We start from the raw sequence: 26,211 nt of genomic DNA on the forward strand, positions 1-26,211 counted from the left end.
CTGGTGGCCGGCTCCTGGAAGATCATGCCGACGCGCGCACCGCGCACCGCCCGCATGCGCGACTCCGGCAGGTCCAGCAGTTCCTCGCCGCCCAGCCGCACCGAGCCGGCGGTGACGCGGCCGTTCTCGGGCAGCAACCGCATCAGCGCCAACGCCGTCATGCTCTTGCCGCAGCCCGACTCGCCCACCAGCGCGAAGGTCTCGCCGCGCGTGATGGCCAGGCTCAGGCCGTCGATCGCGCGCACCAAGCCGGCGTCGGCGTCGAGCGCGACGTGCAGCGCCTCGATGGACAGGGTGTCTGCAGGCGCAGCGCTCACTGGACCACCTTCGTGCTGCGCACTCCGGCATTCCCCCTTGGGGCGGACCGGCGTGCTCATGGCACCCCCTTGCCGGCGGCCGGCAGCACACGGGCGCGGAAGCTGCGCGAACGCGGGTCGAAGGCATCGCGCACGCCATCGGCGAACAGGTTGGCCGCCAGCACCAGCGTCACCATGAAGCCGAACGCCGCGGCGAACGACCACCACACCACCGGATCGCGGCTCATCTCGCTGCGCGCCAGGTTGATCATGCCGCCGTAGCTGTTCATCGACGGGTCGACGCCGACGCCCACATAGCTCAGCACCGCCTCGTAGAGGATCAGCGCCGAGAACTCCAGCACCGTGGTGATCAGCACCAGGTGCATCACGTTGGGCAGGATGTGGCGCGCCATGATGCGCAGCGGCCCGACGCCGAAGGCGGTGGCCGCCTGCACGTACTCGAGCTCGCGGACCTTCAGCGTCTCGGCGCGCAGCAGCCGGCACAGCGAGGCCCAGCCGGTGAGGCCCAGCACCAGGCAGAGCAGCAGCAGGCGCACGTCGGCGCGCTCGGCGCCGGTCTCGAACAGCTCCGGATGCTGGTCGATGAAGGCCTGCACCATCAGCACGCAGGCAGCGATCAGCAGCACGTTCGGCACCGAGGACAGCGTGGTGTAGACGTACTGGATCAGGTCGTCGACCCAGCCGCGGAAGTAGCCGGCGACCACGCCGAACACGATGGCCAGCGGCAGCGTGGCGAGCGTCGCCAGCGTGCCGATCACGAAGGCGGTGCGCACGCTCTTGAGCGCCTGCAGCAGCACGTCGTTGCCGGTGCGGTCGGTGCCGAGCACGTGGTAGTGGCCCATCAGCGCGATCACCGGACCGGCCAGCAGCGCCATCGCCGCCAACGTGAGCCAGGCCGCGCGCAACGGCAGGTCGGTCTCGTTGCGCAGCAGTTCGCGCAGCGATGGCCCGAAGGAGCGCCGCTGGGCCCGGGCCCGCGCGCCGGCCAGCGCGGCGCCGATCGCCAGCGCGACCACGGCGCCCGCCGCCAGCCCGGTCAGCGCGCGCCGCGTCACGTCGGGGGCCCATTGCGTGGCCGGGTCCGCGAGGTGGGCGCCGGCATGCTGCAGCCGCGGGTAGCCGCGCTCGGTGCTGCCGCCCACCTGCAGGCTCTGCTTCGCGAAGCCCTGCCAGGCCAGCGGCCGCGAGTAGGTGGCCTCGCGCATCTCGAACTGGCGCGCCAGCAGGGCGTCGAGCACCGATTCCGCGCGCGGGCTGTAGGCCTGCACCTGCCCCTCGCCAGCCGGCAGGGCGCGGCGGAAGTGCAGCGAGTCGAGCAGTGCCACCGTCCCGAAGGCCAGCAGCACCAGCGCGGAACACAGCGCCGGCGCCTCGCGGAAGGCCTTGCGCCAGGGCCGCCGTGCCTCCGGATTGCGCCACATCCGCCAGACGTACAGCGTCACACCCAGCACCAGGAGCAGCATCACCGCGTCGGTCCAGAGGAAGACGAGTCGGGGCATGCCGTCCGCTCCCTCAGCCCAGCCGCACCCGGGGATCGGCCCAGGTGTAGAGGATGTCGATCAGCACATAGGACGCGATGTAGAGCACCGAGCCCACGAACACCATGCTGCGCACGATGGCGAAGTCCTGGCCGCTGATGGCGTCGATCACGTAGGCGCCGAGGCCCGGGATGTCGAAGAAGCGCTCGAACACCAGGCTGCCCAGGAAGACGTACGGCAGGTAGGCGCCGGCGCTGGTCATGATGGGCAGCAGCGCGTTGCGCAGCACGTGGCGCAGCAGCACCACGTGCTCGGCCAGGCCCTTGGCCTTGGCGGTGCGCACGTAGTCCTTGTTGAGCTCCTCGAGGAACATCGCGCGGTAGAGCCGTGCCTCGCTGCCCAGGCGCGACAACAGCGACAGGCACACCGGCAACACCAGGAAGCGCCAGGCGTCCCAGCCCGGCGAGTAGCCCGAGATCGGCACCAGCCGGAACACGCGCGAGAACAGGTACTGCCCGACGATGATGTAGAACAGGCTGGAGATCGACAGCATCACCACGCACAGCACCACACCCCAGAAGTCGAGCCGCGAATGGCGGAAGAACACCAGCAGCAGCGCGAACAGCGTGCTCACGATCACCTGCAGGATGAACAGCGGCAGCGCGAGCTGCAGGCTCGCCGCCATGCGGCTCTGGATCTGCGTGCCGATGTCGCCGGCCGACTCGGCGTCGGCGCGGCCGAAGTCGAGCGCGAACAGGCTGACCGAGCGCTCCCAGAAGATGGTGTTCGTGGCCTGCCGGGTGCCGGTTTCCGCGGCGTTCCAGTACAGCGGCTTGTCGTAGCCGCGCTCGGCCTTCCACTTGACGATCTGCTCTGCAGTGACGCGCTTGCCGCCGATGTTGAGCCGTGCCATGTCGTCCGGCGTGTTGACGGTGAAGAACAGGAAGAAGGTGAACAGGTTGACGCCGAGCAGGACCAGCAGCCCATAGCCCAGACGGCGCAGTGCGTAGGCGGTCATGCTCCGGCGCCCTCCCCCGCGCGCGCGCCGGTGGCCCCGCGGCCTCGCGCGGTGCTGCGCTCGCGGGCCATGAACACCCGGCGCGCCAGCCATGCCACGGCGAGCGCGGCCAGCGCCATCAGCCCCAGCGGCCACCACCGCGGCCGGTTCCACTCGGCCTGCTTCGCGACGCGCAGCGCCGGGTCGATCCGGTAGTAGCGCGCCATGTCGCGCACCATCACGCCGGGCTTGCCGTTGTGCACCCAGGGCTGGAAGGCGCTGGCCGAGTACGGGAAGAAGCCGAAGGTCCAGGGCGCGTCCTCGCGCAGCAGGGCCACCATCTCGTCGATCAGCTGCTGCTTCTGCGGCCCGTCGTCGAGCAGGCGCAGGCGCTCGTAGCGCCGGTCGTACTCGGCGTTGGCGTAGTTGGCGGCGTTCTCGCCGTCGTTGCCGGCCTTGGCGTTCGGGCCGTAGAGCAGGAACAGGAAGTTCTCGGCGTCCGGGTAATCGGCCAGCCAGCCCCACCAGAACACCTGCTGCCGACCCTTGCGCATCTTGTCCTGGAACTGGTTGTAGTCGGTCGCGCGGATCTCGAGCGTGACGCCGAGCTTCGCGAACTGCTTGACCATCCAGTCCATCTCGGCCTTGAGCTCGGGCGTCGGGATGCGCTGGTAGTCGTAGTTCAGCACCAGCGGCCGGCCGCTCTTCGCGTCGCGACCGCCCGGATAGCCGGCCTCGGCGATCAGGCGCTCGGCGTCGGCGAGCGGCCGCCGCCGCAGCTCGCCGTTCACGCGCACGTGCGTGACCGGGTTGAAACCCTCCGGCGTGCCGTGGCGCGAGCCGAACATGCCGGCCGGCAGCGGCCCGTGGGCCGGCTCACCGCCCTTGTTCGGGAACACGCGCACGTATTCCTCCCAGTCGATCGCGATCGACAGCGCCTGCCGCAGCTTGCGGTTCTTCGCCTGCTGCTCCGGCGTGTCGCCCTTGCCGATCACCGGGTCGAGCCAGTTGAAGCCGACGTACCAGTTCGACACGTCGACCGCGCGCGGGAAGCGGAAGCCGCGCTCGGCGAACAGCCGCCGCGTCGCCTCGGAGTCGTCGGCGTCGGCATGGAACTCGATGCCCCACTCGGGGCGCTCGATCTCCGGCACGTCGGAATAGCCCTGGATGAACTTCGACTTGATCGGCACCTTCTCCTTCTCGGCGCGGAACACGAGGCGATCGATGAAGGGCATGCGCTTGCCGCAGTCGGCCAGCAGCTCGGGCGCATCGTCCGGCGCGCCCTCGCAGGGATAGAGGTCGTCCTGCCGGTAGTTCGGGTTGCGCTCCAGCACGTGGCGGCGGTCCTGCTCGTAGACCGTGGCCATGTACGGGCCGGTGCCGACCGGCCAGGTCTCCAGGCTCAGGCCCTGGCCCGCCATGCCGGGCTGGGCGTAGAAGGCATCGGCTTCCCAGGGGATGGGCGCGAGGAAGGTCATCGCCATCCAGTACGGCCACTGCGGGTACTTGCCGAGGATGCGGATGCGCAGCAGGTGCGGGTCCGGCGCCTCGGCCCCGGCCAGCGGGAACCTGCGCAGGTCGAGGAAAGGCTTGTCGAGCGCCGACGCGGGCAGCCCGGCGAGCAGCTTGCGGTCCTCCTCGTGCAATAGCGCGCCGTAGTCCTTGAGCCCGAGCACGTAGGCCGAGAACACCGAGAACACCGGCGCCTGCACCCGCGTGCTGGCGTGGCGCTTGAGGGCGTAGACGAAGTCCTCCGCCACCAGCTCGCGCGTGCCCTGGTGCTCGAAATCCAGCGGCGAGTGGCGATCGCCGAGCTCGGCACGCGTCAACGCATGGTCCGTGTGATAGCGGTAGCGGCCCTGGCCGTCCTTCGCGAAGGCCGGGTGCGGCGCGTAGCGCACGCCGTGCTTCAGCGGCACCTCGTAGACGCTGAGTGCGACCTGCTCGCCCGGCGCGTCGTCGGGCAGCGGCCGGCCGGACTGGTCGAAGTATTTCGGCGCGACGATGGCCGCCGCGAGCTTGGGCACCAGCTGGTAGGGCCGCTTCAGGTAGTGGTAGCCGTAGAGCGGCTCGTAGACCTGGTAGGTGATCTTGGTCTCGTCGTTCGAGTACGAGGCGGTCGGGTCCAGGTGGCGCGGCGACTTCTCCTGGAAACCGGTGAACAGCGTGTTGGTGGCCGCCTCGCCGGCCGGCAGCGGGCTGTTGTTGCAGCCGGTCGCGAGGGCCGCGCCGCACAGCAGCAACGCCAGCCGCCGGAACAGCGCGGGGAGGAAGCGACTCGACGGCGGCGACACGGTAGCGGCGGATCAGGCTCGGAGCGGAGACGGCAGGCCCGATGGTAGCGAGCAGGTGGTCCGCGCGCCGCGCCTCAGGCCCAGCCGATCATCGCGTCGCGGCCCTCGACGACCAGCGTGGCCCGACGCCCGACCGGCAGGCAGACCTTGGTCGGCACGTGACCGAACGGCAGGCCGGTCAGGACCGGCGTGCGCGTCGTGCCGCGCAGGTGCTCGACGGCACTCCTGAGCGTGTAGCCGCGGTCCAGCGGTGACTTGCGGTAGTCGGTGAAGCCACCCAGCACCACCGCCTTCTGCGCATCCAGCACGCCGGCCTGCTGCAGTTGCAGCAGGCTGCGCTCGATGCGGTAGGGATGCTCGTTCACGTCTTCGAGGAACAGGATGCCGCCCTTGACGCGCGGCCAGTGCGGCGTACCCAGCAGCGACAGCAGCACGCACAGGTTGCCGCCCCACAGCGTGCCGCGCGCCTGCAGGCCATCGAAGCCGGCCTCGGTGCGGAAGCCGATGGCCTCCAGCTCGCCGCGCATCGCCTCGGCGAAGCAGGCCTCGGTGATGTCGTCGACACCGCCCTGCTCCGGCGTGCGGCCGAAGTCGTCGCAGGCCAGCGGGCCGGCCCAGGTGGGGCGCTGCGTGTGGGCCAGCACCGCGAGCTGGAAGGCGGTCTGGTCGCTGTAGCCGACCCAGCGCTTGCCGGCGTCGATGGACTGCGCGATCAGCGGGTAGTCGATGCGGTCGAGCAGGCGCGTGAGGCCGTAGCCGCCGCGCGAGGCCAGCGCGATGTCGCGGCCGTCTCGCGCCACGCGGTGCAGCGCCGCGAGGCGCGTGTCGTCGTCACCGGCGAAGCGCTGCGAACGCGCGCGTGCCGAGTCGTCCAGGTGGGCGTCGAAGCCGAGCCGGCGCAGGTGGCGCTGCGCGCGGGTGAGCGCCGCACCCTGCGCCACCACGCCCGAGGGCGAGTGGATCGTCAGGCTGCGTGCCGGTGCCTCATGGTCGTGGTCATGATCGTGACCATCGTGATCGTGCGGGTGGGTGGGCTGCATCAAAGGTCCGTCAGGTCGCCAGGCATCGTGTCTTGCATTTCGATCACCTCGACGATGTTGTAGTCCGGGTCGGCGGCAGCCGCGACCGGCGCGGCCGGGGCGGCGGCCGCTTCGCCGCGTTCGCGGCGCGCCTGGGCCCGCCGCTCGGCGAAGAATTCGCGCAGCAGCTGGCCGCAGGCATCGGCCAGCACGCCGCCCTGCACCGCGGTGTGGTGGTTCAGCTGCCGCTGCCCGAACAGGTCGATCACCGAGCCGGCCGCGCCGGTCTTGGGGTCGGCGGCGGCGAACACCACGCGCCTGAAGCGCGCGTGCACCAGCGCCATCGCGCACATCGCGCAGGGCTCTAGCGTCACGTAGAGCTCGCAGTCCGGCAGCCGGTAGTTGCCGAGCAGTTGCGCGGCATGGCGCAGCGCCACGATCTCGGCGTGCGCGGTCGGGTCGTGGGTGGTGATCGGGCGGTTGTAGCCGGTCGCCACCACCTGGTGCACGCCGTCGACCTCGCGCACGATCACCGCGCCGACCGGCACCTCGCCGACCAGCCACGCGTTCTGCGCCTGGTCGAGCGCGAGCCGCATCGCGGCCTCGTCCTTGCGCGTCTGTTCGGCGGGATCGCTCATGCGGCGGGCCTCACGGCGTGGCGCCCTCGATGCGGGCCGGGGCCTGCTGCATCAGCCGGTTCACGTCGTCGCCGATGCGGCGCTGCAATTGCTGCGACTGCTGGGCCGGCGTGCCCGTGCCGGCCGGCAGCGCCACGCCGGCAGCACTGGCCGCCTCGGGCTGCACCGGCGCGCCGACGGTCTGGAGCTGCCGCTTCACCAGCGAACCCACGATCGCCAGCGCGACCAGCAGTCCCAATGCCCCGAACACGATGCGCATGCGACGCTCCCTTTCCCCGCCGTGGCCCGCCGCGCCGCTCACTCGAAGCCGGCGACCGCATGCGGAATGTACGGGGCCTGCAGCGCCTGCAGCTCGTCCGGCGCGAGCTGCAGCGACAGCGCCGCGACCGCATCGTCCAGGTGCTGCAGCTTCGACGCGCCGACGATCGGCGCGGTCACGCCGGCCTGCTGCGCCACCCAGGCCAGCGCCACCTGTGCCCGCGGCACGCCGCGGGCCGTGGCCACACGGGCCACCGCCTCGACCACCTGCCGGTCGGCGTCGGCCGTGCGCTCGAGGTAGAGGCGCTTGCCAACCTCGTCGGTGGCCATGCGGCCGCTGCCTTCGGTCCAGTCGCGGGTGAGGCGACCGCGAGCCAGCGGGCTCCAGGGCAGCACGCCGATGCCGGCGTCGCGGCACAGCGGCAGCATCTCCCGCTCCTCCTCGCGATGGATCAGGTTGAGGTGGTTCTGCATCGTCACGAAGCGCGTCCAGCCATGGCGCTCGGCGGTGTGCAGCGCCTTGGCGAACTGCCACGCGTACATCGACGACGCGCCGATGTAGCGCGCCTTGCCCGCCTTCACCACGTCGTGCAGCGCCTCCAGCGTTTCCTCGATCGGCGTGCCGTAGTCCCAGCGATGGATCTGGTACAGATCCACGTAGTCGGTGCCCAGCCGGCGCAGGCTGTTGTCGATCTCCGCCAGGATGGCCTTGCGCGACAGGCCGCCCACGTTGGGGGCCTGCCGCGACGGGAAGTACACCTTGGTGGCAAGGACGATCTCATCGCGCCGGGCCAGTTCGCGCAGGGCACGGCCGACGATCTCTTCCGACGTACCGTCGGAGTAGCTGTTGGCGGTGTCGAAGAAGTTGATGCCCAGGTCGAGCGCGCGCCGGATCAAGGGGCGGCTCTGCACCTCGTCCAGTGTCCAGGGGTGGGTGCCACGCTCCGGCACGCCATACGTCATGCAGCCCAGGCACAGCCGGGACACCTTCAGCCCGGTCCGGCCGAGCGGAACGTACTCCATCGGGGTCTTCTCCTCGCACAATGAGATCGGTCACCGGCCCGCCCCGGGACCGGCATGGACTGCATTGTGCTGCGGGCGGCAGCCGATCGGGCCGCCGTCGATGGAGGAAAGCGAGCGCGCCGGAAGCCCGCGCAGGCTCAGTCGCGAGGTCCCAGCGCGCGGTTGAGGCTCAATGCGGCCAGCGTGCAGGCCGCGCCGGACAGCAGGTAGATGCTGACGTAGGCCAGTCCGAAGTGGGCCGACAGCCCCAGCGCGACCAGCGGCGCGAAGGCCGCGCCGATCAGCCAGGCCAGGTCGGCGGTCAGCGCGGCGCCGGTGTAGCGGTACTTCGACGAGAAGTTCGAGGTCACCGCGCCGGCCGCCTGGCCGTAGGACAGTCCCAGCAGCGCGAAGCCGATCAGCATGAACACGTCCTGACCCAGCGGGCCACCGCCCAGCAGCGTGGGCGCAAAGCCGCTGAACATGCCGATCAGCACCGCCGAAGCGCCCAGCGTGCTGCGCCGACCGATGCGGTCGGCGATCCAGCCCGAGGCGACGATGCCACCGGCCGCCAGTGCGGCGCCGAAGATCTGGATGGTCAGGAAGCCGGCCACCGACTGCTGCGAGTACAGCGTGACCCACGACAGCGGGAACACGGTCACCAGGTGGAACAGCGCGTAGCTGGCCAGCGCCGCGAAGGCCCCGATCACCAAGTTGTGGCCCTCGCTGCGGACCAGTTCGAGCACCCCGATGGGCTCGAGCTCGCGCTCGTCGAGCAGGCGTTCGTACTCGTGGGTGACGACCAGCCGCAGCCGCGCGAACAGCGCCACCACGTTGATCGCGAAGGCCACGAAGAACGGGTAGCGCCAGCCCCAGGCCAGGAAGTCGGCGGTCGACAGGCTGGCCACCAGGTAGGCGAACAGGCCGCTGGCGAGCATGAAGCCCAGTGGCGCGCCGAGCTGGCCGAGCATGGCGTACCAGCCGCGCCGCTCGGGCGGGGCATTGAGCGCCAGCAGCGAGGGCAACCCGTCCCACGAGCCGCCCAGCGCCACGCCCTGGCCGATGCGGAACAGCGCCAGCAGCACGATGGAGGCCGCGCCCAGCGTCTGGTAGCCGGGCAGGAAAGCGATGCCGGCGGTCGAGGTGCCCAGCAGGAACAGCGCCACGGTGAGCTTGGTGCCGCGGCTCCAGCGCCGCTGGATGGCCATCGACAGCACGGTGCCGAGCGGCCGCGCGATGAAGGCGAACGAGAACACCACGAAGGCGTACAGCGTGCCCTGCAGGCGGTCGACGAAGGGGAAGAACAACGCCGGGAACACCAGCACCGAGGCGATGCCGTAGACGAAGAAGTCGAAGTACTCGGACGCGCGGCCGATGACCACGCCCACCGCGATCTCGCCGGGAGCGACCTTCTGGTGATCGGCGGAGCGCTGCCGCGCGTCGCGCTCGGCGGCGCTGGACGACGGCAGGTGGGGCTGGGCGTGGCTGAAGCTGGACATCGGACGGACGGCCTCCGGGCGACCCGGGACGGCGGCTTGACGGTACGGTGACGCAGGTTCGCATGGCGCGGCGCCGGCCGCCATAGGACAAAACGTCCAATCGCCGCCACGCGCCGGGGCCTCTACATTGCGCCCGCGCCGCCCCGTCCGTGGTCCGCGGCGCCGAACCTCTCACGCCCTCGCATGCGCCCACTCAAGTCACTCCGCGGTCTGCTGCTCGCGCTCGCCTCGCTCGCCCTGCTCGCCGGCTGCGACACCGTGTTGCTGAACCCGTCCGGCGACATCGCCGCCCAGCAGGGCCGCCTGATCGTGGTCTCCACGGTGCTGATGCTGCTGATCATCGTGCCGGTGATCGTGCTGACGCTGCTGTTCGCCTGGCGCTACCGCGCATCGAACAAGGCAGCCACCTACGCGCCCGACTGGGACCACTCCACCCAGCTCGAGCTGGTGATCTGGGCCGCGCCGCTGCTGATCATCATCGCACTCGGCGCCGTGACCTGGATCAGCACCCACACGCTGGATCCCTACCGTCCGCTGCAGCGCATCGACGCGCAGCGCCCGGTCGCGCCGGACACGCCGACGCTGACCGTCGAGGTGGTGGCGCTCGACTGGAAGTGGTTGTTCATCTACCCCGAGCAGGGCATCGCCACCGTCAACGAACTGGCCGCGCCGGTCGACGTGCCGATCCGCTTCAAGATCACCTCGTCATCGGTGATGAATTCGTTCTACATCCCCGCGCTGGCCGGCCAGATCTACGCGATGCCGGGCATGGAGACCAAGCTGCACGCGGTGATCAACCGGGTCGGCGAGTACGAGGGCTTCTCGGCCAACTACAGCGGCGCGGGCTTCTCCGGCATGCGCTTCACCTTCCGCGGCATGGCGCCGCAGGACTTCCACCGCTGGGTCGACGCCACCCGCGCCGGCCAGGGCACGCTGGACCGTGCCGCCTATCTGGCGCTCGAGAAGCCCAGCGAGCGCGAACCGGCGCGTCGTTACGCCCGCGTCGCGCCCGACCTCTACGACGCCATCGTCGACCGCTGCGTCGAGCCCGGCACGCTGTGCATGAAGCAGATCATGGCCCTGGACGCGCGCCGCGGCACCGGCGCGAACGCGCTGCCGAACGGCCCGGACGCGGTCTGCACCGTCGCCGATGCCCCACTCGTCGCCGCCGACGCCGCCACGCGTCCCGCGTTCGTCGCGATCCCCTGAGCCGGCCCGCGCCCCGCCGCCTCGCCGACCGATCCCCCTGGCCCCGCACCCATGATGTTCGACCACCCCGATACGACGAAGCTCCTGTTCGGCCGACTGACCTGGGACGCCATCCCGCTGCACGAGCCGATCCTGCTCGCGACCTTCGCGATGGTGGTGCTGGGCGGCCTCGCGGTCCTCGGCGCGCTGACCTACTTCCGCGCCTGGGGCACGCTGTGGCGCGACTGGATCACCAGCATCGACCACAAGAAGATCGGGATCATGTACATCGTCCTGGGCCTGGTGATGCTGCTGCGCGGCTTCGCCGACGCCCTGATGATGCGGGCCCAGCAGGCCATCGCCTTCGGCGAGAACCTGGGCTACCTGCCGCCGCACCACTACGACCAGATCTTCACGGCCCACGGCGTGATCATGATCTTCTTCGTGGCCATGCCGCTGGTGACCGGATTGATGAACTTCGTCGTGCCGCTGCAGATCGGCGCCCGCGACGTGGCCTTCCCGTTCCTGAACAACTTCAGCTTCTGGATGACGACCTTCGGCGCCGGCCTGCTGATGGTGTCGCTGTTCGTCGGCGAGTTCGCCAAGACCGGCTGGCTGGCCTACCCGCCGCTGTCGGGCATCGCCTTCAGCCCCGACGTGGGGGTCGACTACTACATCTGGTCATTGCAGATCGCCGGGGTCGGCACCCTGCTCTCCGGCGTGAACCTGATCGCCACCATCGTCAAGATGCGCGCGCCGGGCATGACGCTGATGAAGATGCCGGTCTTCACCTGGACCGCGCTGTGCACCAACGTGCTGATCGTCGCGGCCTTCCCGGTGCTGACCGCCGTGCTGGCGCTGCTCTCGCTGGACCGCTACGTCGGCACGAACTTCTTCACGAACGACCTCGGCGGCAACGCCATGATGTACGTGAACCTCATCTGGATCTGGGGCCACCCCGAGGTCTACATCCTCGTGCTGCCGGTGTTCGGCATCTTCTCCGAGGTGGTGTCCACCTTCTCCGGCAAGCGCCTGTTCGGCTACGCCTCGATGGTGTATGCGACGGTGGTGATCACCATCCTGTCCTACCTGGTCTGGCTGCACCACTTCTTCACCATGGGCTCGGGCGCCAGCGTCAACTCCTTCTTCGGGATCACGACGATGATCATCTCGATCCCGACCGGCGCGAAGATCTTCAACTGGCTGTTCACCATGTACCGCGGCCGCATCCGCTTCGAGGTGCCGATGCTGTGGACGGTGGGCTTCATGGTCACCTTCGTGATCGGCGGCATGACCGGCGTGCTGCTCGCGGTGCCGCCGGCCGACTTCGTGCTGCACAACAGCCTGTTCCTGATCGCGCACTTCCACAACGTGATCATCGGCGGCGTGCTGTTCGGCCTGCTGGCCGGCATCACCTACTGGTACCCGAAGGCCTTCGGCTACAAGCTCGATCCGTTCTGGGGAAAGTGCTCGTTCTGGTTCTGGCTGAGCGGCTTCTACCTCGCCTTCATGCCGCTGTACGTGCTGGGTCTGATGGGCGTCACGCGCCGGGTCAGCCACTTCGAGGACAGTTCGCTGCAGATCTGGTTCCAGATCGCCGCCTTCGGCGCGGTGCTGATCGCGCTGGGCATCGCCTGCTTCCTGATCCAGCTGGTGGTGAGCTTCCGTCGCCGCCGCGCGCTGCGCGACCTGACCGGCGACCCCTGGGACGGCCGCACGCTGGAGTGGTCGACCGCGTCGCCCCCGCCGGCCTACAACTTCGCGTTCACGCCGATCGTGCACGACAACGACGCCTGGCACGACATGAAGTCGCGCGGCTACGCACGACCGCTCAGCGGCTACACCGCAATCCACATGCCGAAGAACACCGGCGCCGGCTTCGTGATCTCGGCGATCGCGGCGGTCTGCGCGTTCGCGCTGATCTGGCACATGTGGCTGCCTGCCGGCGTTGCCTTCGCCGTGCTGATGGTGGCGGTGATCGTGCACACCTTCAATTACCACCGCGACTTCCACATCCCGGCCGACGAGGTGACCCGCGTCGAGGGAGCCCGCACCCGCCTGCTCGCTGCCGCCCATGTCTGATACCGCCACCCTCGCCCCGGCGCTGCCGGGCACCGCCGACGCGACGGCCACGCCGCGCTTCCACGTCGTCGGCGAGCACCATGTCGAGAACGGCACGCTGCTCGGCTTCTGGCTCTACCTGATGAGCGACTGCCTCATCTTCGCCTGCCTGTTCGCGGTGCACGGCGTGCTGGGCCGCAGCTATGCCGGCGGCCCGAGCGGCGCGGAACTGTTCGACCTGAAGCTGGTGGCGATCAACACCTCGCTGCTGCTGCTGTCCTCGATCACCTACGGCTTCGCGATGATCGAGATGCAGCGCCGCCGCCAGGGCGCGACGCTGCTGTGGCTCGCGATCACTGGACTGTTCGGCGCGGGCTTCATCGGTCTGGAGCTCTACGAGTTCGCGCACCTGATCCACGAGGGCGCGGTGCCGCAGCGCAGCGCCTTCCTGTCCTCGTTCTTCACGTTGGTCGGGACGCATGGGCTGCACGTGAGCTTCGGCCTGGTGTGGCTGGTCACGCTGATGTTCCAGGTCGGTCGCCGCGGCCTGATCGCCGAGAACCGGCGTCGCCTGATGTGTCTGTCGATGTTCTGGCACTTCCTCGACGTCGTCTGGATCGGCGTCTTCACCTTCGTCTACCTGATGGGAGTGCTGCCATGAGCGCGCCGGTCGATACGCACCACCACGACGGCCATGATGGCGACGAGGCCGGCCACGGCTCGCTGAAGGGCTATGTCGTCGGATTCGTGCTGTCGCTGGTGCTGACCGCGATCCCGTTCTGGCTGGTGATGGGCAAGGTGATCGCCTCGTCGGGCCTCACGGCCCTCGTCATCCTCGCCTTCGCCGCGGTGCAGATCGTCGTCCACATGGTCTACTTCCTGCACATGAACGCAAAATCCGAAGGCGGATGGACGATCCTGGCCTTGATCTTCACGCTCGTGCTCGTCGTGATCACGTTGAGCGGCTCGCTGTGGGTGATGTACCACCTCAACCACAACATGATGCCGGCGTCGATGCACGAAGTGCGCAACATGCCTTGAGCCCGGCGGGCCGGCGCGCTGCCGCGCCCGACGCCGGCCGATCGACGCCCGTGCGCCTGGTTCTCGCGGCCGCGGCCCTGGCGGCCTTCGTCGTGTTCACCGCGCTCGGCAGCTGGCAGCTGCAGCGGCGCACCTGGAAGCTCGACCTGATCGAACGCGTCGAGCAGCGCGTGCACGCGGCGCCGGTCGCGGCACCCGAGCGCGCACGCTGGCCCGAGCTCACCGCGGCCACCGACGGGTACCGCCACGTCCGGCTCGTCGGACGCTACCTGCACGCGCAGGCCACGCGCGTGCAGGCGGCCACCGTGCTCGGCGCGGGGCACTGGCTGCTGACGCCGCTGCGGCAGGCCGATGGCAGCGTGGTGCTGGTGAACCGCGGCTTCGTGCCCCCAGGCTGGCGCGCGCCGGCTGGCGCCGCGGGCGACGCGGGCGACGCGGGCGACGAGATCGTCGTGACCGGGCTGCTGCGGTTGAGCGAGCCGGGCGGCGGCTTCCTGCGCCGCAACGACGCTGCGGCCGATCGCTGGACCTCGCGCGACGTGGTCGGTATCGCCCGCGCCCGCGGCCTGGGCCAGGTTGCCCCCTATTTCGTCGACGCGGACGCCGGCGCCGCGCCGGTGCCGGACGGCGAGGGGCCGGTCGGCGGACTCACGGTGATCCGCTTTGCCAACAACCACCTCGTGTACGCGCTGACCTGGTTTGCGCTGGCGTTCATGGTTGCCGGCGCGGCACTGTGGGCCGTGCGCGACGCTCACCGCCGCCGCGGCGCAGAAGCCGTCCCCACAGGAGAGCGCGATGCGCCGCAAGCATGACGCGGCGGCGACCGGCGCGCGCGCCGCGATCGTCGACACCTCGACCGGCCTGAACAACATGCAGCAGCTGATCCAGCTGCGCTGGATCGCGGTGGTGGGCCAGGTGGCGACGATCGCGGTCGTGCATTTCGGCTTCGGGATCCGGCTGCCGCTGGAGCAGATGGCGGCGACGCTGGCCTGTCTGGTCGCATTCAACGTCGCGAGTCAGGCTCGCTGGCGATCGCGCCAACGGGTGTCCGACCGCGAGCTCTTCGTCGCGTTGCTGGTCGACGTCGGCGCACTGACGGTCCAGCTCTCGCTGAGCGGCGGGACCGGCAACCCCTTCGTCTTCCTGTTCCTGCTGCAGGTCATCCTGGGAGCGGTGCTGCTGGAGACGGCATCGATCTGGACGCTGGTGGCGATCACCAGTGGCTGCGTCGCCGCCCTCACCAGCCTGCACCGCCCGCTGCCGATCCCGCTCGATCCCGGCGGCGGTCTCGCCAGCCCTTACATCCAGGGCCTGCTGATCTGCTTCGTGCTCGACGCGGCGCTGCTGGTGACCTTCGTCACTCGCATCGAGCGCAACCTGCGCCACCGTGACGCGCGGCTCGCCGCACTGCGCCAGCGCGCAGCCGAGGAGGACCACATCGTGCGCATGGGGCTGCTCGCCTCCGGCGCGGCCCACGAGCTCGGCACGCCGCTGTCGACGCTGTCGGTGATCCTCGGCGACTGGCGCCACCTGCCGCACTTCACCTCCGACCCTGAACTGCACGGCGAGGTCTGCGAGATGCAGACACAGATCGAGCGCTGCAAGGCGATCGTCAGCGGCATCCTGCTGTCGGCCGGCAAGGCGCGCGGCGAGGCCTCGGTGGCCACCACGCTGGGTCGCTTCCTGGACGACCTGCTGGCCGAGTGGCGCACCACCCGGCCCGCCGTCACGCTGACCTATGCGAACCGATTCGGCGATGACGACCCGCCGATCGTCTCGGATTCCGCCGTCAAGCAGACCCTGCACAACCTGCTCGACAACGCGCTCGAGGCCTCGCCGCGCTGGGTCGGCCTGGATGTCGACCGCGACGGCGACACGCTGGTGCTGACCGTCAAGGACACCGGACCCGGCTTCGCGCCGGAGATGCTGGCGCAGTTCGGCAAGCCCTACCAGTCGAGCAAGGGGCGGCCCGGGGGCGGCCTGGGACTGTTCCTGGTGGTCAACGTCGTGCGCACGCTGGGCGGTACCGTCGCTGCGCGCAATCGCTCAAGCGGTGGCGCGATCGTCACAATACGGCTGCCACTGTCAGCGATCACGCTCGAAGAACCGGAAGCCCATGGACGTTGAGCGGCTGCTGCTGATCGTCGAGGACGATGCCTCCTTCGCCCGCACGCTGGGCCGCTCATTCGAGCGCCGCGGCTACACGGTGCTGCTGGCGGCGAATCTGGAACAGGTCGCTGCACTGCTGCGGGAGCGCACGCCGGGCTATGCGGTGGTCGATCTCAAGCTGGCCGGCGGCGGCTCCGGCCTGGCCTGCGTGCGCACGCTGCACGCGCACGACCCCGAGATGCTGATCGTCGTGCTGACCGGCTACGCCAGCATCGCGACCGCGGTGGAAGCCATCAAGCTCGGCGCCTGCCACTACCTGGCCAAGCCTTCCAACACCGACGACATCGAGGCGGCCTTCGGGCGCGCCGAGGGCAACGCCGAGGTCGACCTGACGCAGCGCGCCAGCTCCATCAAGACGCTGGAGTGGGAGCGCATCCACGAGACGCTGGCGGACACCGGCTTCAACATCTCCGAGACCGCGCGCCGGCTCGGCATGCACCGGCGAACGCTGGCCCGCAAGCTCGAGAAACAGCGCGTCAAGTAGCCGTCTGTGCCACACCGGCCTCGTCGGCCAGCGGTCTGGGTTGCTTGCGTTGCAGCCACAGGTACAGGCCACTGCCGAGCACGATGATGGTGGCGATGTCCAGCAGCGCCCAAAGGATCTTCATCGGCAGGCCGGCGTAGTCGCCGAAGTGCAGCGGTTGCGACACCAGCAGCGCGGTCAGGTACCACGGCAGCGCCGGCGCCGCGGTGACCTCGGTGGTCTTCGCGTCGACGAGCACGGGTTGCAGCAGCTTGGACGTGAGCGGGTCACCCCCACGCAGGAAGAAGGTGGTGTGGTGCGGGCTCGAGAAAGCCGTGCCCGGGAAGGCGATGAACGACAGCTTGCGGCCCGGCGCGTGCGCCAGCGCGCCGTCCAGCGAGCGCTGGACCGAACCGCGCTCGCCCTCGGGTACCGGCGGCTGGCCCTGGTAGGGCGCGAGCAGTGCACCGAGCTGGTCGTACTGCCAGTATTTCACCAGCGGGTCGGCCCAGGTGTTGATGACGCCGGTGGCCCCGACCACGAAGGCCCACACCAGCGTCACGATGCCCAGCAGGTTGTGCAGGTCCAGCCACTTGACGCGCGCGGACCGCTCGCGCCGCACATCGCCGAAGCGCAGCTTGCGCATGAAGGGCGCGTACAGCACCACGCCGCTGACGATGGCCACGAGCAGCAGCAGCCCCATGAACCCGAGGAACAGCGTCCCCGGCAGGCCCGCGAACAGGTCGACGTGCAGCTTGAACATCACGTGCATGAAGCCCTCGTCGAACTTCGGCTCGGCCAGCACCTCGGCCGTGCGCGCGTCGACTGCCACCGACTTGAAGTCCTCGGTCGGCGCAGGCGTGGGCGTGAGCGTGACGAACCACAGGTCGGTGCTGTCCTCGGGCTGCGAGGCGAACTGCACCACGCGCTCGGGGTGGCGCGCCCGCGCGACTTCCAGCACGCGGTCCAGGTTGGCGTACCGGGTGCCGGCCGGCATCGGCGGTGCCTCGACCTCCGTGCCGAGCAGGTGGCCGATCTCGTGGTGAAAGATCAGCGGCAGGCCGGTGAGGCACAGCAGCAGCATGAACACCGTGCAGACCAGGCTGCTCCACTTGTGCAGCCAGGTCCAGGTGCGGATCGCGCGGGCGTCGAGCATGCGGAGGCGAGGACTCAGAAATCGACCGCCGCGCTCAGCACCACGGTGCGCGGTGCCCCCACCACCAGGTAGCCCTGGCCCGGATAGCCCCCGGCCGAGGCCCAGTAGTCGCGATCCGTCAGGTTGTCGATGCGTGCACGTAGCGTGAGCAGGCGGCCGGCGATGTCGGCGTAGTAGCGCGCGCCGACGTCCAGGCGGGTCCAGCTCGGTACCTTCAGCGCATTGGCCGCGTCGGCGTAGCGCGCGCCGGTGTAGACGGTGCGCGCATCGAGCGCGAGGCCAGCCACCCCGGGCACGTCCCATTCGACGCCCAGGGTGCCTTGCAGGCGCGGCACGCCGATGACGCGCTTGCCCTCTGCAGCATCGCCGGTGTCGCGCTGCTCGGTGTCGAGCCAGGTCGCGCCGCCCAGCAGCTTGAGGCCCCGCACGACCTCGCCGTAGGCCGTCAGCTCGACGCCGGTGTGGCGGTCCTCGCCTCGCGCGGTGGCCGAGAAGAAGTCGGTGCGCGGCTTGTCGGTGGTGAACAGTGCCGCGCCGAAGCCGAGCCGGCCGGATTCGGCCTTCACGCCGATCTCCTTCTGCTTCGACACTGACGGTGCCAGCGTGCGTTCGGGCAGGCCGCCGCCGGCCGGCAGCGTGGCGCCCTGCATCAGCCCCTCGATCGAGTTCGCGTAGACGGACGTCGTCGGCGAGAGGCGGTAGACCAGGCCCAGCGCCGGGCTGGTGCGGCTCTGGCGATAGGCGCTCGTGAACTCGCCGGTGTAGGCGTAGGTGTCGACGTCGAGCTTCTGGTGGCGCAGGCCCAGCGTGAGGCGCAGGCGGTCCTCCAGCAGCGACAGCGTGTCGCCGACCGCGAAGCTGCTCATCCTGGTGCGAGCGGTGCGCAGCGGGTTCGCCAGGTCGCCGCCGAGGAAGGCGCCGCCGCTGAAGGCCGGCTGGGCGTAGGACACCGGGGCGTAGAGATCGGTGGCCAGCGTGTTGAAGAAGTCCCACGCATAGGCATTGCGCTTCTCCAGCCGGAACCAGGAGGCCGACAGCACCCACTCGTGGCCGACCGCGCCGGTCGCGAAGCGGCCGCGCAGACCGAGTTCGCCGGTGTCGACTTCGTCCTCGCGGGTGTTGTCGAAGCGCGAGGTCGTCGCGGCGCCCGTGGCATCCACGAGATCGAGGTTGGCCAGCGAGTTGGCCTCGTCGGAGCGCCGTCCGCCATAGGCGGCCCAGGCCGTGACCGCGTCGGACAGGTCGATCTCGCCGCGGAAGCTGCCGAACACGTCGCGCTCGTTGGAGTACGACCAGTCCTGCGCGAAATTGCTCGACGCATCGGGCGCGTCCGGAATGCGCGTGACGCCCGCGCCCAGCGACACGTTGGGCCGGGTCCGGTCGAGCTGGTTGTCCTGATAACCGATGTCGGCCGACAGTCGCACGTCGCGGCTGCGCCAGTCCACGCCGATCGACGCCACGCCGAGCCGTGCGTCCTCGTCATCGACTGCGGTGCCGCCGTCGCGCCAGCCGAGGTTCAGGCGCACCCCGGTCGCCGCATCGGGGCCGAAGCGGCGGGCCAGGTCGGCGGCTGCGCTGTACTGACCATGCTGCCCCACGCCGAGGGTCACGCGCGACAGATCCTCGTTCGGCGCGCGCTTGGGCAGCAGGTTGATCGCGCCGCCGATGCCGCCGCCGTTCGGGTTGATCCCGGTCAGGAAGGCCGAGGCGCCTCGCAGCACCTCGACCCGCTCGAACAACTCGGTGGCGATGTACTGGCGCGGCAGCAGGCCGTACAGGCCGTTGTAGCCCACGTCGTCCGAACTCAGCAGGAAGCCGCGGATGAAGTAGGCCTCCTGGAAGTTGCCGAAGCCGCGCGCCACGCGCACGCCCGGGTCGTTCTGCAGCACGTCGCCGACGCTCCGCGCCTGCCGGTCCTGGATCAGTTCGTTGGTGTAGCTGGTGATGCTGAACGGCGTGTCCAGGTTGTCCTGGGTGCCGAGGATGCCGGCGCGCCCGCCGCGCGCCACCTGCCCGCCGGGAAACGCCGGCGACAGCCCTTGCGCCGAGGCGTCGGCGCTGGCCTTCACGGTGATCGGCGGCAGTGTCACGGCGGCGCCGCCGTCGGCCTGGGCCGCCGGCGTTTCGGATTGCGCGTGTGCGGCAGGAAGCTGGCAGGCCATGGCCGCAGCGAGCGCCACGGGAGCGAGTGTTCTCATCGTCGGTTCCTCAGGGTGTCTCGATCGCTACCGGTCGCGGCCTGCAGGGGCCGGCGCGCGCCGTACCAGGCCATGACTGCAACGGGCACGCCGAGCGCGAACCACGACCACACATCACCCCAGGACTCCGACAACAAGGCCGACACCAGGCCGGTTGTGGTCAGGACGCCCAGCGCGAGCGGCCAGGCCCACAGGCGGACGGCAGCGGATATCACGGCAGGCTTATTTTACGATCACAAATGATAATAATTCGCGTTATCTTATCTTTGATCCAGACAGGACTGCAAGTCGCATCGAGACCGGTGCGTTCTGCGATCCGGCGTTGGGTTAATCGAAGACAATAAGAACAATTCTTATTCCGCCGCGCATCGCAGACCAGCCCGAAGCCAGTCTCCAAGTCCTCGGGTGCCGGCTTCCCGTCAACCCCACGGGGTTCTGTTGTGCTGGAGCGCTACCACCGCGAACTGCTGAACTTTCTGGCCCGCCAGGTGAACGACCGCGAGACCGCGGCCGACCTGGCGCAGGAGAGCTATGTCCGCGTGCTGAACGCCCAGCAGTCCGGGCAGGCCGTACTGGACATGCGCGCCCTGCTGTACCGCACGGCGCGCAATCTGCTCATCGACCAGCACCGCCGCGCCGCACTGCGCCGGCACGACGACCTCGACGCGATCCCCGAAGACCAGCATCCGCCCGCCCCGCAGCACCTGCAACCCGACGAGGCGCTGGCCTCGCAACAGGTCATCCGCACCTATGTGGCCGCCATCGAAGCCCTGCCGCCCCGGTGCCGCGAGGCCTTCGTGCTGCACGTCTTCGATGATCTCTGCCATGCGCAGGTCGCCCGGCGCATGGGCATCTCGGTCAGCATGGTGGAGAAGCACGTGGTGCGGGGCATGGTGGCCTGCAAGCTCTGCGAGCGCCGGCTGCGGCAGGACGGTCGCGCCGACCCCGGGCCGGCGTAACGCGGATTTCGCCCGAGCCGGGGCGATGCGCCGGGGTGAGGAATCGCCGGCCCTCGTGCGTCTACATTCCCAAGCGCAGCCCTTGCCGCCCCGATGCCCTCGCCGTCGCCTTCCCCCGATCACCCGCCCACCCCCGCGCACGGGGAGGACGCCGACGAACTCGAATTCGCGGCCTTCGTACAGGCGCAGGATCCGCTGGACATCGCAGCGGCCACCTGGGTGGCCCGCAGGCGCGACGGCTTGGACAGCGCCGGCGAGGCCGAACTGCAGGTCTGGCTGGACGCCGACCCGCGCCACGCCGCCGTCTACGACGACATGGACGCCACTTTCGGCGACCTGCAGCAGCTGCCCGACGACGACCTGGCGTCGTTGAGGGCCGCTCTTGCGGCGCAAGCACCCGGGACCGACCTGCCGCCGCGAACGGCCACTCCCGCCGCGGCCGCTCCTGCGTGGCGGCGATGGCTGCATGGCATCGGGCGGCTGGTTCCGCGCTCGGCCGCCGCGGCCGGTGCACTGGCGCTGGCCGGCGTCGGCTGGACAGGTTGGATAGGCTGGGAGCAGTGGCGGCAGCAGCCGCTCTTCGAGCGGAGCTACACCACCGCGCGCGGCCAGCAACTGACCGTCGCGCTGCCGGATGCCGCGGGCGAACGGGTATCGAAGGGCAGCACGCTGCAGCTCGACACCGCCACGCGGCTGGAGGCGCACCTGTACCGCGACCGCCGGGAAATGCACTTGAAGGACGGCCAGGCGCTGTTCGCGGTGCATGGCGATCCGGCGCGCCCGTTACATGTGTGGGCGGGTCCCCTCCGCATCACTGTGGTGGGCACCCGGTTCGCCGTCCGTCATACCGCCTCGGGGATCGACGCCGGCCAGACCGTGGTCTCGGTCGAGGAGGGCCGCGTGCGAGTGGCCCGCGCCGACCGCCTGGCGGACGGTCACGCGGCCGGCGCAAGCGAGCAAGGCGAGCACGGGCCTGCGGTGGAACTGAGCGCCGGCCAGCAGGTGGTGGTCGACCCCGCGGGGCATATCGGTCCGGTGGCGAGCGTGCCGCCGGCGGCGATCGCCCTCTGGCGCGAAGGTCGGGTCCGCTTCGACCAGACCCCACTGGCCCACGCCATTGCGGAGTTCGAGCGCTACGGACCTACCGGTCTCGTGCTGCGCGATCCGGCCGTGGCCGCGCTGCCCGTGGGTGGCAGTTACAGCCTGCGGCAGTTCCAGCGCTTTGCGCAAGCCCTGCCGCAGGTCTTGCCGGTGCGGCTGGTGCCGCTCGGAAACGACATGGAAGTCGTGGCGCGCTAGCTTCGGGAAACCAGAGGAATTTCTCTGTGGCGAGGTGAGGATCGGGGCGGCTGATGCGTCTTCATCGGTAGGAGAGGGCCGGCACACGTTGGCGCGGCCCCGGACATCCACCACCGACCCGAGGAGCTCGCCCCCATGCGCCCTGCGCGATTCACCCCTGCCCCACTCGCCCTGGCAGCCGCCATCACCGTGGCCCTGGCGCCCGGCCTTGCAACGCCGGCCCGCGCCCAGAGCGGCAGCGCCGCTGCAGCGCCCATCGCGATCGATCTCGCGCCACAGCCGCTGGGCCAGGCCCTGAACGAACTCGCTCGGCAGGCGAACCTGCAGATGAGCTTTCCGGCCGCACTGGTGGCCGGAAAGAATGCGCCGGCCGTGTCGGGCCGCCTGACCGTCCAGCAGGCGGTGGACCGCCTGCTCGCCGCCAGTGGGCTCACGGCGGATGTGCAGGGCTCCTCGGTGGTCGTGAAGCCGGCACCGCCGGCCGAAGCGGCGAGCGAACCCACCCTGCCGGCGATCAAGGTGACCGCCCAGACGGGCACCTCCCCGCTGGGTTACCTGGCCAAGGACACCGCCGCCGGAGCCTTGGGCAACAAGGCGCTGCTGGACACGCCGTTCTCGATCACCGTCGTCGACAGCAACGAGATCACCGAGCGCGGCGCCAAATCGATCGGCCAGATCTTCGTCAACGACGCCTCGGTCTACACCCCCACCGCATCGTCGACGACAGACTGGTGGGGCACTCAGATCCGCGGGATGCCGGTGCGCAACAGCTACATCGACGACATCCCGATGCTGCTGTACTGGGGCGGCGACTTTCCGACCGAGATCGTCGAGAGCGTGTCCGCCCTCAAGGGCCTGACGGGTTTCATGTACGGTTTCGGCGAGCCGGGGGGCGCACTGAGCTACCAGCTGAAGCGGCCGAAGAAGGCGGACGAGACGACGGTGAGTCTGGGCTATCGCAACTCGAGCCTGTTCTCCGCGCATGTCGATACCAGCCGCCACCTCGCGGACGACCTCGCCGTCCGCGCCAACCTCGCCACCGAACAGGGCACCGCCTACAACGAAAGCGAGATCGACCGCACGGTCGCCTCGCTCGCCGTCGACAAGAAGTTCGGCGCTTCGCTGAACTGGTTCACCACGCTGGCCTACGAAGACAACGAGAACCGCGGCGAGCCGATGCAGTTCTACTTCAGCCGCTACGACGCCGCGGGCAGCGGCGGTCGCCTGCCGAGCGTCACCCACGACTACGACGACATCAACGTCGACAACTCCTACTACAGGACCGAAACGCTGCTGGCCTCCACCGGCCTGCAATGGCAGATCAACGACCAGTGGAACCTGAAGTACCAGGTCGGGCTCACGCGCAAGGAGCATCGATCGAACAAGACCTTCGCCTACCTGCTGAACCAAGCGGGCGACTACCAAGGCTATGCATACAACTTCGCCGGCAAGCTGGACAACCTGTTCACCCAGGCCATCCTGCAGGGCACCGTCACGACGGGCGCGCTGAAGCACGAGATCGTCGGAGGGATGGGGCTGCAGCGCAGCAAGGAGAAGTGGGGCAACGACTGGTACTGGTCGAACGACTTCGACGGAAACATCCACCAGGAACAGACCTTCCGCATCACCAGGGCGCCCGATTTCTCGCTGGGGCCGGTGAGCCTGGACGCGCGTCAGACCTATGCCTTCGTCAGCGACACGGTGCATTTCGACGAGCGCTGGCAGGCCATCGTCGGCCTGCGTTTCACCGACTACCGACTGAAGGATCTGGACGGCGACCCGGCCAACGATTCCAGCTACGAGGCCCGAGAAACCAGCCCGACCCTGGCGCTGATCTACAAGCTCGATGCCCGCACGCGGCTCTACGGCAGCTACATCGAAGGCCTGGAGCCGGGCACGCGGATCAGCCCTCCCTATGCGAACGCGGGCGACGTGCTGGGAGCCACCGTGTCGAAGCAGTACGAGGTCGGCGTCAAGCACGAGTCCGGCGATCTGGACTATGCCGCAGCGCTGTTCCGCGTCGAGCGCTCGAACCAGATGGACGTGTTGCGCGGCACCGACCGCTATCTCACCCAGGACGGCCTGCTGGTCTACCAGGGCCTCGAATTTTCGGGCGGCTATCAGTTCACCAAGGATCTGAATCTCGGCCTGGGAGCGATCTACCTCGACGCCACCATCGACAAGGCTTCATCCGAGAGTGCGGCCCTCGAAGGGAACAAACCCGCCTACGCGCCCCGGTGGCAGGTGGTCGGCAATGCACAGTACCGGGTTCCCGGGATCGCCGGACTCAAGCTGCACGGCAACGTCCGCTACTTCGGCGCGTCCTACACCGGCGAGGACAACACGCTGACGATTCCCGACCGCACCGTCGCCAATGCGGGGCTCAGCTACGACTTCAGGATGCAGAACCACGACCTGACCTTGCTGTTGAACGTGTACAACCTGTTCAACACGCGGTACTGGGCCGGCGGCGGATGGTCGTCGGGCAACATCGGCGAGTCGCGCAACATCTCGCTGGGACTGACGGCGCAGTTCTGACACGGCGACGCGCGAAGGAGCGGCTCACTCCCACTCGATCGTCGCCGGCGGCTTGCTGCTCACATCGTAGGTCACGCGGTTGATGCCGCGCACCTCGTTGATGATGCGGCCCGAGGTGCGCTTGAGCAGCGCATACGGCAGCTCGGCCCAGTCGGCCGTCATGAAGTCGCTGGTCTGCACCGCGCGCAGCGCCACCACGTAGTCGTAGGTGCGGCCGTCGCCCATCACGCCCACGCTCTTGACCGGCAGGAAGACGGCGAAGGCCTGGCTGGTGAGCTCGTACCAGGTCTTGCCGCTCGCCGGGTCGCGGGTGTTGCGCAGTTCCTCGATGAAGATCGCGTCGGCGCGCCGCAGCAGGTCGGCGTAGTCCTTCTTCACCTCGCCGAGGATGCGCACGCCCAGGCCCGGCCCCGGGAAGGGGTGGCGGTAGACCATGTCGTGCGGCAGGCCCAGGGCCACGCCGAGCTCGCGCACCTCGTCCTTGAACAGGTCGCGCAGCGGCTCCAGCAGCTTCAGGCCGAGCTGCTCGGGCAGGCCGCCGACGTTGTGGTGGCTCTTGATCGTGGTCGCCTTCTTGGTCTTGGCGCCGCCCGACTCGATGACGTCCGGGTAGATCGTGCCCTGCGCGAGGAAGGTCGCGCCGCGGTGCCCCGCCCCGCTGGCCTTGAGCTTCGCGGCCTCGGCCTTGAAGACGTCGACGAACAGCCGGCCGATGATCTTGCGCTTGGCCTCGGGGTCGGCCACGCCGGCGAGTTCGCGCATGAAGAGCTCGCTGGCGTCGACGCGAACCACCTTCGCGTGCAGCTTGCCGGCGAACATCTCCATGACCATGTCGCCCTCGTTCAGGCGCAGCAGGCCATGATCGACGAACACGCAGGTCAGCCGATCGCCGATGGCGCGGTGGATCAGCGCCGCCGCCACGCTGGAGTCCACGCCACCCGACAGGCCGAGGATCACCTCCTCGTCGCCCACCTGCGCGCGGATCGCCGCCACCGCCTCGGCGACGTGATCCTTCATCACCCAGTCGGGCTGCGCCTGCGCGATCTCGAGCACGAAGCGCTCCAGCAGCGCGCGCCCCTGGACCGTGTGCGTGACCTCGGGGTGGAACTGCACCGCGTAGTAGCCGCGCGATTCGTCGGCCATGCCGGCGATCGGGCAGCTCGGCGTGCTGGCCATCAGCTTGAAGCCGGGCGGCAGCTTGGTGACCTTGTCGCCGTGGCTCATCCACACCTTCAGCATGCCGTGGCCCTCGGGGGTGCTGAAGTCCTCGATGCCCTGCAGCAGCCGGGTGTGACCATGCGCCCTCACCTCGGCGTAGCCGAACTCGCGGTGCGCGCTGGCCTCGACCTCGCCGCCCTGCTGCACCACCATCGTGAACATGCCGTAGCAGATGCCGAGCACCGGCACGCCCAGCTCCCACACCGCCTGCGGCGCGCGCAGGTCGTGGTCCTCGTAGGTACTGGCATGGCTGCCCGACAGGATGATGCCCTTCGGCGCGAACTCGCGGATGAACGCGTCCGACACGTCGTTCGGGTGGATCTCGCAGTACACATGCGCCTCGCGCACGCGCCGCGCGATCAGCTGCGTGACCTGGGAGCCGAAGTCGAGGATGAGGATCTTGTCGTGCATGGTGGAGG

Annotated in this window: 21 protein-coding genes and 1 pseudogene; 10 read left to right on the forward strand and 12 right to left on the reverse strand. The window is 69.6% G+C overall.

Features of this window, described 5'->3' with window-relative positions; genetic code table 11:
• Positions 1 to 2: 2 nt before the first annotated feature.
• The 9 genes and pseudogenes from C1M51_RS00005 to C1M51_RS00045 form a co-directional block, all read right to left on the reverse strand.
• A pseudogene (locus C1M51_RS00005) lies at positions 3 to 377 on the reverse strand (ATP-binding cassette domain-containing protein); the annotation flags it as partial.
• Entirely contained in the window at positions 374 to 1,816 is a 1,443-nt protein-coding gene (locus tag C1M51_RS00010; RefSeq protein ID WP_129447681.1) for an ABC transporter permease, read from the reverse strand. The gene C1M51_RS00010 and the pseudogene C1M51_RS00005, both read right to left, overlap by 4 nt.
• Positions 1,817 to 1,829: 13 nt before the next feature.
• The gene (locus C1M51_RS00015; RefSeq protein WP_129447682.1) at positions 1,830 to 2,813 is read right to left on the reverse strand and encodes an ABC transporter permease; all 984 of its coding nucleotides are present in this window, start codon (positions 2,811 to 2,813) and stop codon (positions 1,830 to 1,832) included.
• Positions 2,810 to 5,086: an ABC transporter substrate-binding protein gene (locus tag C1M51_RS00020; protein ID WP_129447683.1), complete on the reverse strand. Its 2,277-nt coding sequence runs from the start codon at positions 5,084 to 5,086 to the stop codon at positions 2,810 to 2,812. Before C1M51_RS00020 ends, C1M51_RS00015 begins: the two co-directional genes overlap by 4 nt.
• A gap of 74 nt (positions 5,087 to 5,160) precedes the next feature.
• Positions 5,161 to 6,126: an LD-carboxypeptidase gene (locus C1M51_RS00025; RefSeq protein WP_129447684.1), complete on the reverse strand. Its 966-nt coding sequence runs from the start codon at positions 6,124 to 6,126 to the stop codon at positions 5,161 to 5,163.
• A complete protein-coding gene (gene tadA, locus C1M51_RS00030; RefSeq protein ID WP_129447685.1) occupies positions 6,126 to 6,743 on the reverse strand; it encodes a tRNA adenosine(34) deaminase TadA in 618 nt (205 codons plus the stop codon). Before tadA ends, C1M51_RS00025 begins: the two co-directional genes overlap by 1 nt.
• 10 nt (positions 6,744 to 6,753) lie before the next feature.
• On the reverse strand, positions 6,754 to 7,002 hold the full coding sequence (locus C1M51_RS00035) for a hypothetical protein (protein ID WP_129447686.1): 249 nt from the start codon (positions 7,000 to 7,002) through the stop codon (positions 6,754 to 6,756).
• Between the two features lie 38 nt (positions 7,003 to 7,040).
• Entirely contained in the window at positions 7,041 to 8,024 is a 984-nt protein-coding gene (locus C1M51_RS00040; protein ID WP_129447687.1) for an aldo/keto reductase, read from the reverse strand.
• A 137-nt stretch (positions 8,025 to 8,161) separates the two neighbouring features.
• Positions 8,162 to 9,502, reverse strand: a complete 1,341-nt coding sequence (locus C1M51_RS00045) for an MFS transporter (protein WP_011829341.1) — start codon at positions 9,500 to 9,502, stop codon at positions 8,162 to 8,164.
• A gap of 183 nt (positions 9,503 to 9,685) precedes the next feature.
• Between C1M51_RS00045 and cyoA the strand changes: the two genes are divergently transcribed.
• From cyoA to C1M51_RS00080, 7 genes are read left to right on the forward strand one after another with little or no spacing between them, the layout of a single operon-like run.
• On the forward strand, positions 9,686 to 10,711 hold the full coding sequence (gene cyoA, locus C1M51_RS00050) for a ubiquinol oxidase subunit II (RefSeq protein ID WP_129447688.1): 1,026 nt from the start codon (positions 9,686 to 9,688) through the stop codon (positions 10,709 to 10,711).
• A gap of 54 nt (positions 10,712 to 10,765) precedes the next feature.
• Entirely contained in the window at positions 10,766 to 12,772 is a 2,007-nt protein-coding gene (gene cyoB / locus C1M51_RS00055) for a cytochrome o ubiquinol oxidase subunit I (RefSeq protein WP_129452040.1), read from the forward strand.
• Positions 12,765 to 13,412: a cytochrome o ubiquinol oxidase subunit III gene (gene cyoC, locus C1M51_RS00060; RefSeq protein ID WP_165349616.1), complete on the forward strand. Its 648-nt coding sequence runs from the start codon at positions 12,765 to 12,767 to the stop codon at positions 13,410 to 13,412. Before cyoB ends, cyoC begins: the two co-directional genes overlap by 8 nt.
• On the forward strand, positions 13,409 to 13,792 hold the full coding sequence (gene cyoD / locus C1M51_RS00065; protein ID WP_129447689.1) for a cytochrome o ubiquinol oxidase subunit IV: 384 nt from the start codon (positions 13,409 to 13,411) through the stop codon (positions 13,790 to 13,792). The genes cyoC and cyoD overlap by 4 nt, the downstream gene beginning before the upstream one ends.
• Positions 13,793 to 13,842: 50 nt before the next feature.
• Complete coding sequence (locus tag C1M51_RS00070) at positions 13,843 to 14,604, forward strand: SURF1 family protein (protein WP_242499830.1); 762 nt, start codon at positions 13,843 to 13,845, stop codon at positions 14,602 to 14,604.
• On the forward strand, positions 14,588 to 15,919 hold the full coding sequence (locus C1M51_RS00075; protein ID WP_129447691.1) for an ATP-binding protein: 1,332 nt from the start codon (positions 14,588 to 14,590) through the stop codon (positions 15,917 to 15,919). The genes C1M51_RS00070 and C1M51_RS00075 overlap by 17 nt, the downstream gene beginning before the upstream one ends.
• Positions 15,909 to 16,445: a response regulator transcription factor gene (locus tag C1M51_RS00080; protein WP_129447692.1), complete on the forward strand. Its 537-nt coding sequence runs from the start codon at positions 15,909 to 15,911 to the stop codon at positions 16,443 to 16,445. The genes C1M51_RS00075 and C1M51_RS00080 overlap by 11 nt, the downstream gene beginning before the upstream one ends.
• Here the strand turns inward: C1M51_RS00080 and C1M51_RS00085 are convergent.
• Positions 16,438 to 17,580, reverse strand: coding sequence for a PepSY domain-containing protein (locus tag C1M51_RS00085; protein WP_129447693.1), 1,143 nt, complete (start codon positions 17,578 to 17,580; stop codon positions 16,438 to 16,440). The genes C1M51_RS00080 and C1M51_RS00085 overlap by 8 nt on opposite strands.
• Positions 17,581 to 17,594: 14 nt before the next feature.
• A complete protein-coding gene (locus C1M51_RS00090) occupies positions 17,595 to 19,778 on the reverse strand; it encodes a TonB-dependent siderophore receptor (RefSeq protein ID WP_129447694.1) in 2,184 nt (727 codons plus the stop codon).
• 440 nt (positions 19,779 to 20,218) lie between these two features.
• On the opposite strand from C1M51_RS00090, the gene C1M51_RS00100 reads away from it, so the two are divergent.
• The 3 genes from C1M51_RS00100 to C1M51_RS00110 all read left to right on the forward strand — a co-directional run bounded on the left by C1M51_RS00100 (position 20,219) and on the right by C1M51_RS00110 (position 24,574).
• Positions 20,219 to 20,737, forward strand: a complete 519-nt coding sequence (locus C1M51_RS00100) for a sigma-70 family RNA polymerase sigma factor (RefSeq protein ID WP_129447696.1) — start codon at positions 20,219 to 20,221, stop codon at positions 20,735 to 20,737.
• A 93-nt stretch (positions 20,738 to 20,830) separates the two neighbouring features.
• The gene (locus C1M51_RS00105) at positions 20,831 to 22,036 is read left to right on the forward strand and encodes a FecR domain-containing protein (protein WP_129447697.1); all 1,206 of its coding nucleotides are present in this window, start codon (positions 20,831 to 20,833) and stop codon (positions 22,034 to 22,036) included.
• Between the two features lie 135 nt (positions 22,037 to 22,171).
• Positions 22,172 to 24,574: a TonB-dependent receptor gene (locus C1M51_RS00110; RefSeq protein ID WP_129447698.1), complete on the forward strand. Its 2,403-nt coding sequence runs from the start codon at positions 22,172 to 22,174 to the stop codon at positions 24,572 to 24,574.
• Positions 24,575 to 24,598: 24 nt separating this feature from the next.
• Here the strand turns inward: C1M51_RS00110 and guaA are convergent, their stop codons facing one another.
• Complete coding sequence (guaA, locus tag C1M51_RS00115) at positions 24,599 to 26,203, reverse strand: glutamine-hydrolyzing GMP synthase (RefSeq protein WP_129447699.1); 1,605 nt, start codon at positions 26,201 to 26,203, stop codon at positions 24,599 to 24,601.
• Positions 26,204 to 26,211: the final 8 nt, after the last annotated feature.

Source organism: Methylibium sp. Pch-M, from assembly GCF_004136295.1.
In the GTDB taxonomy this organism is placed as follows: Bacteria; Pseudomonadota; Gammaproteobacteria; order Burkholderiales; family Burkholderiaceae_C; genus Methylibium; species Methylibium petroleiphilum.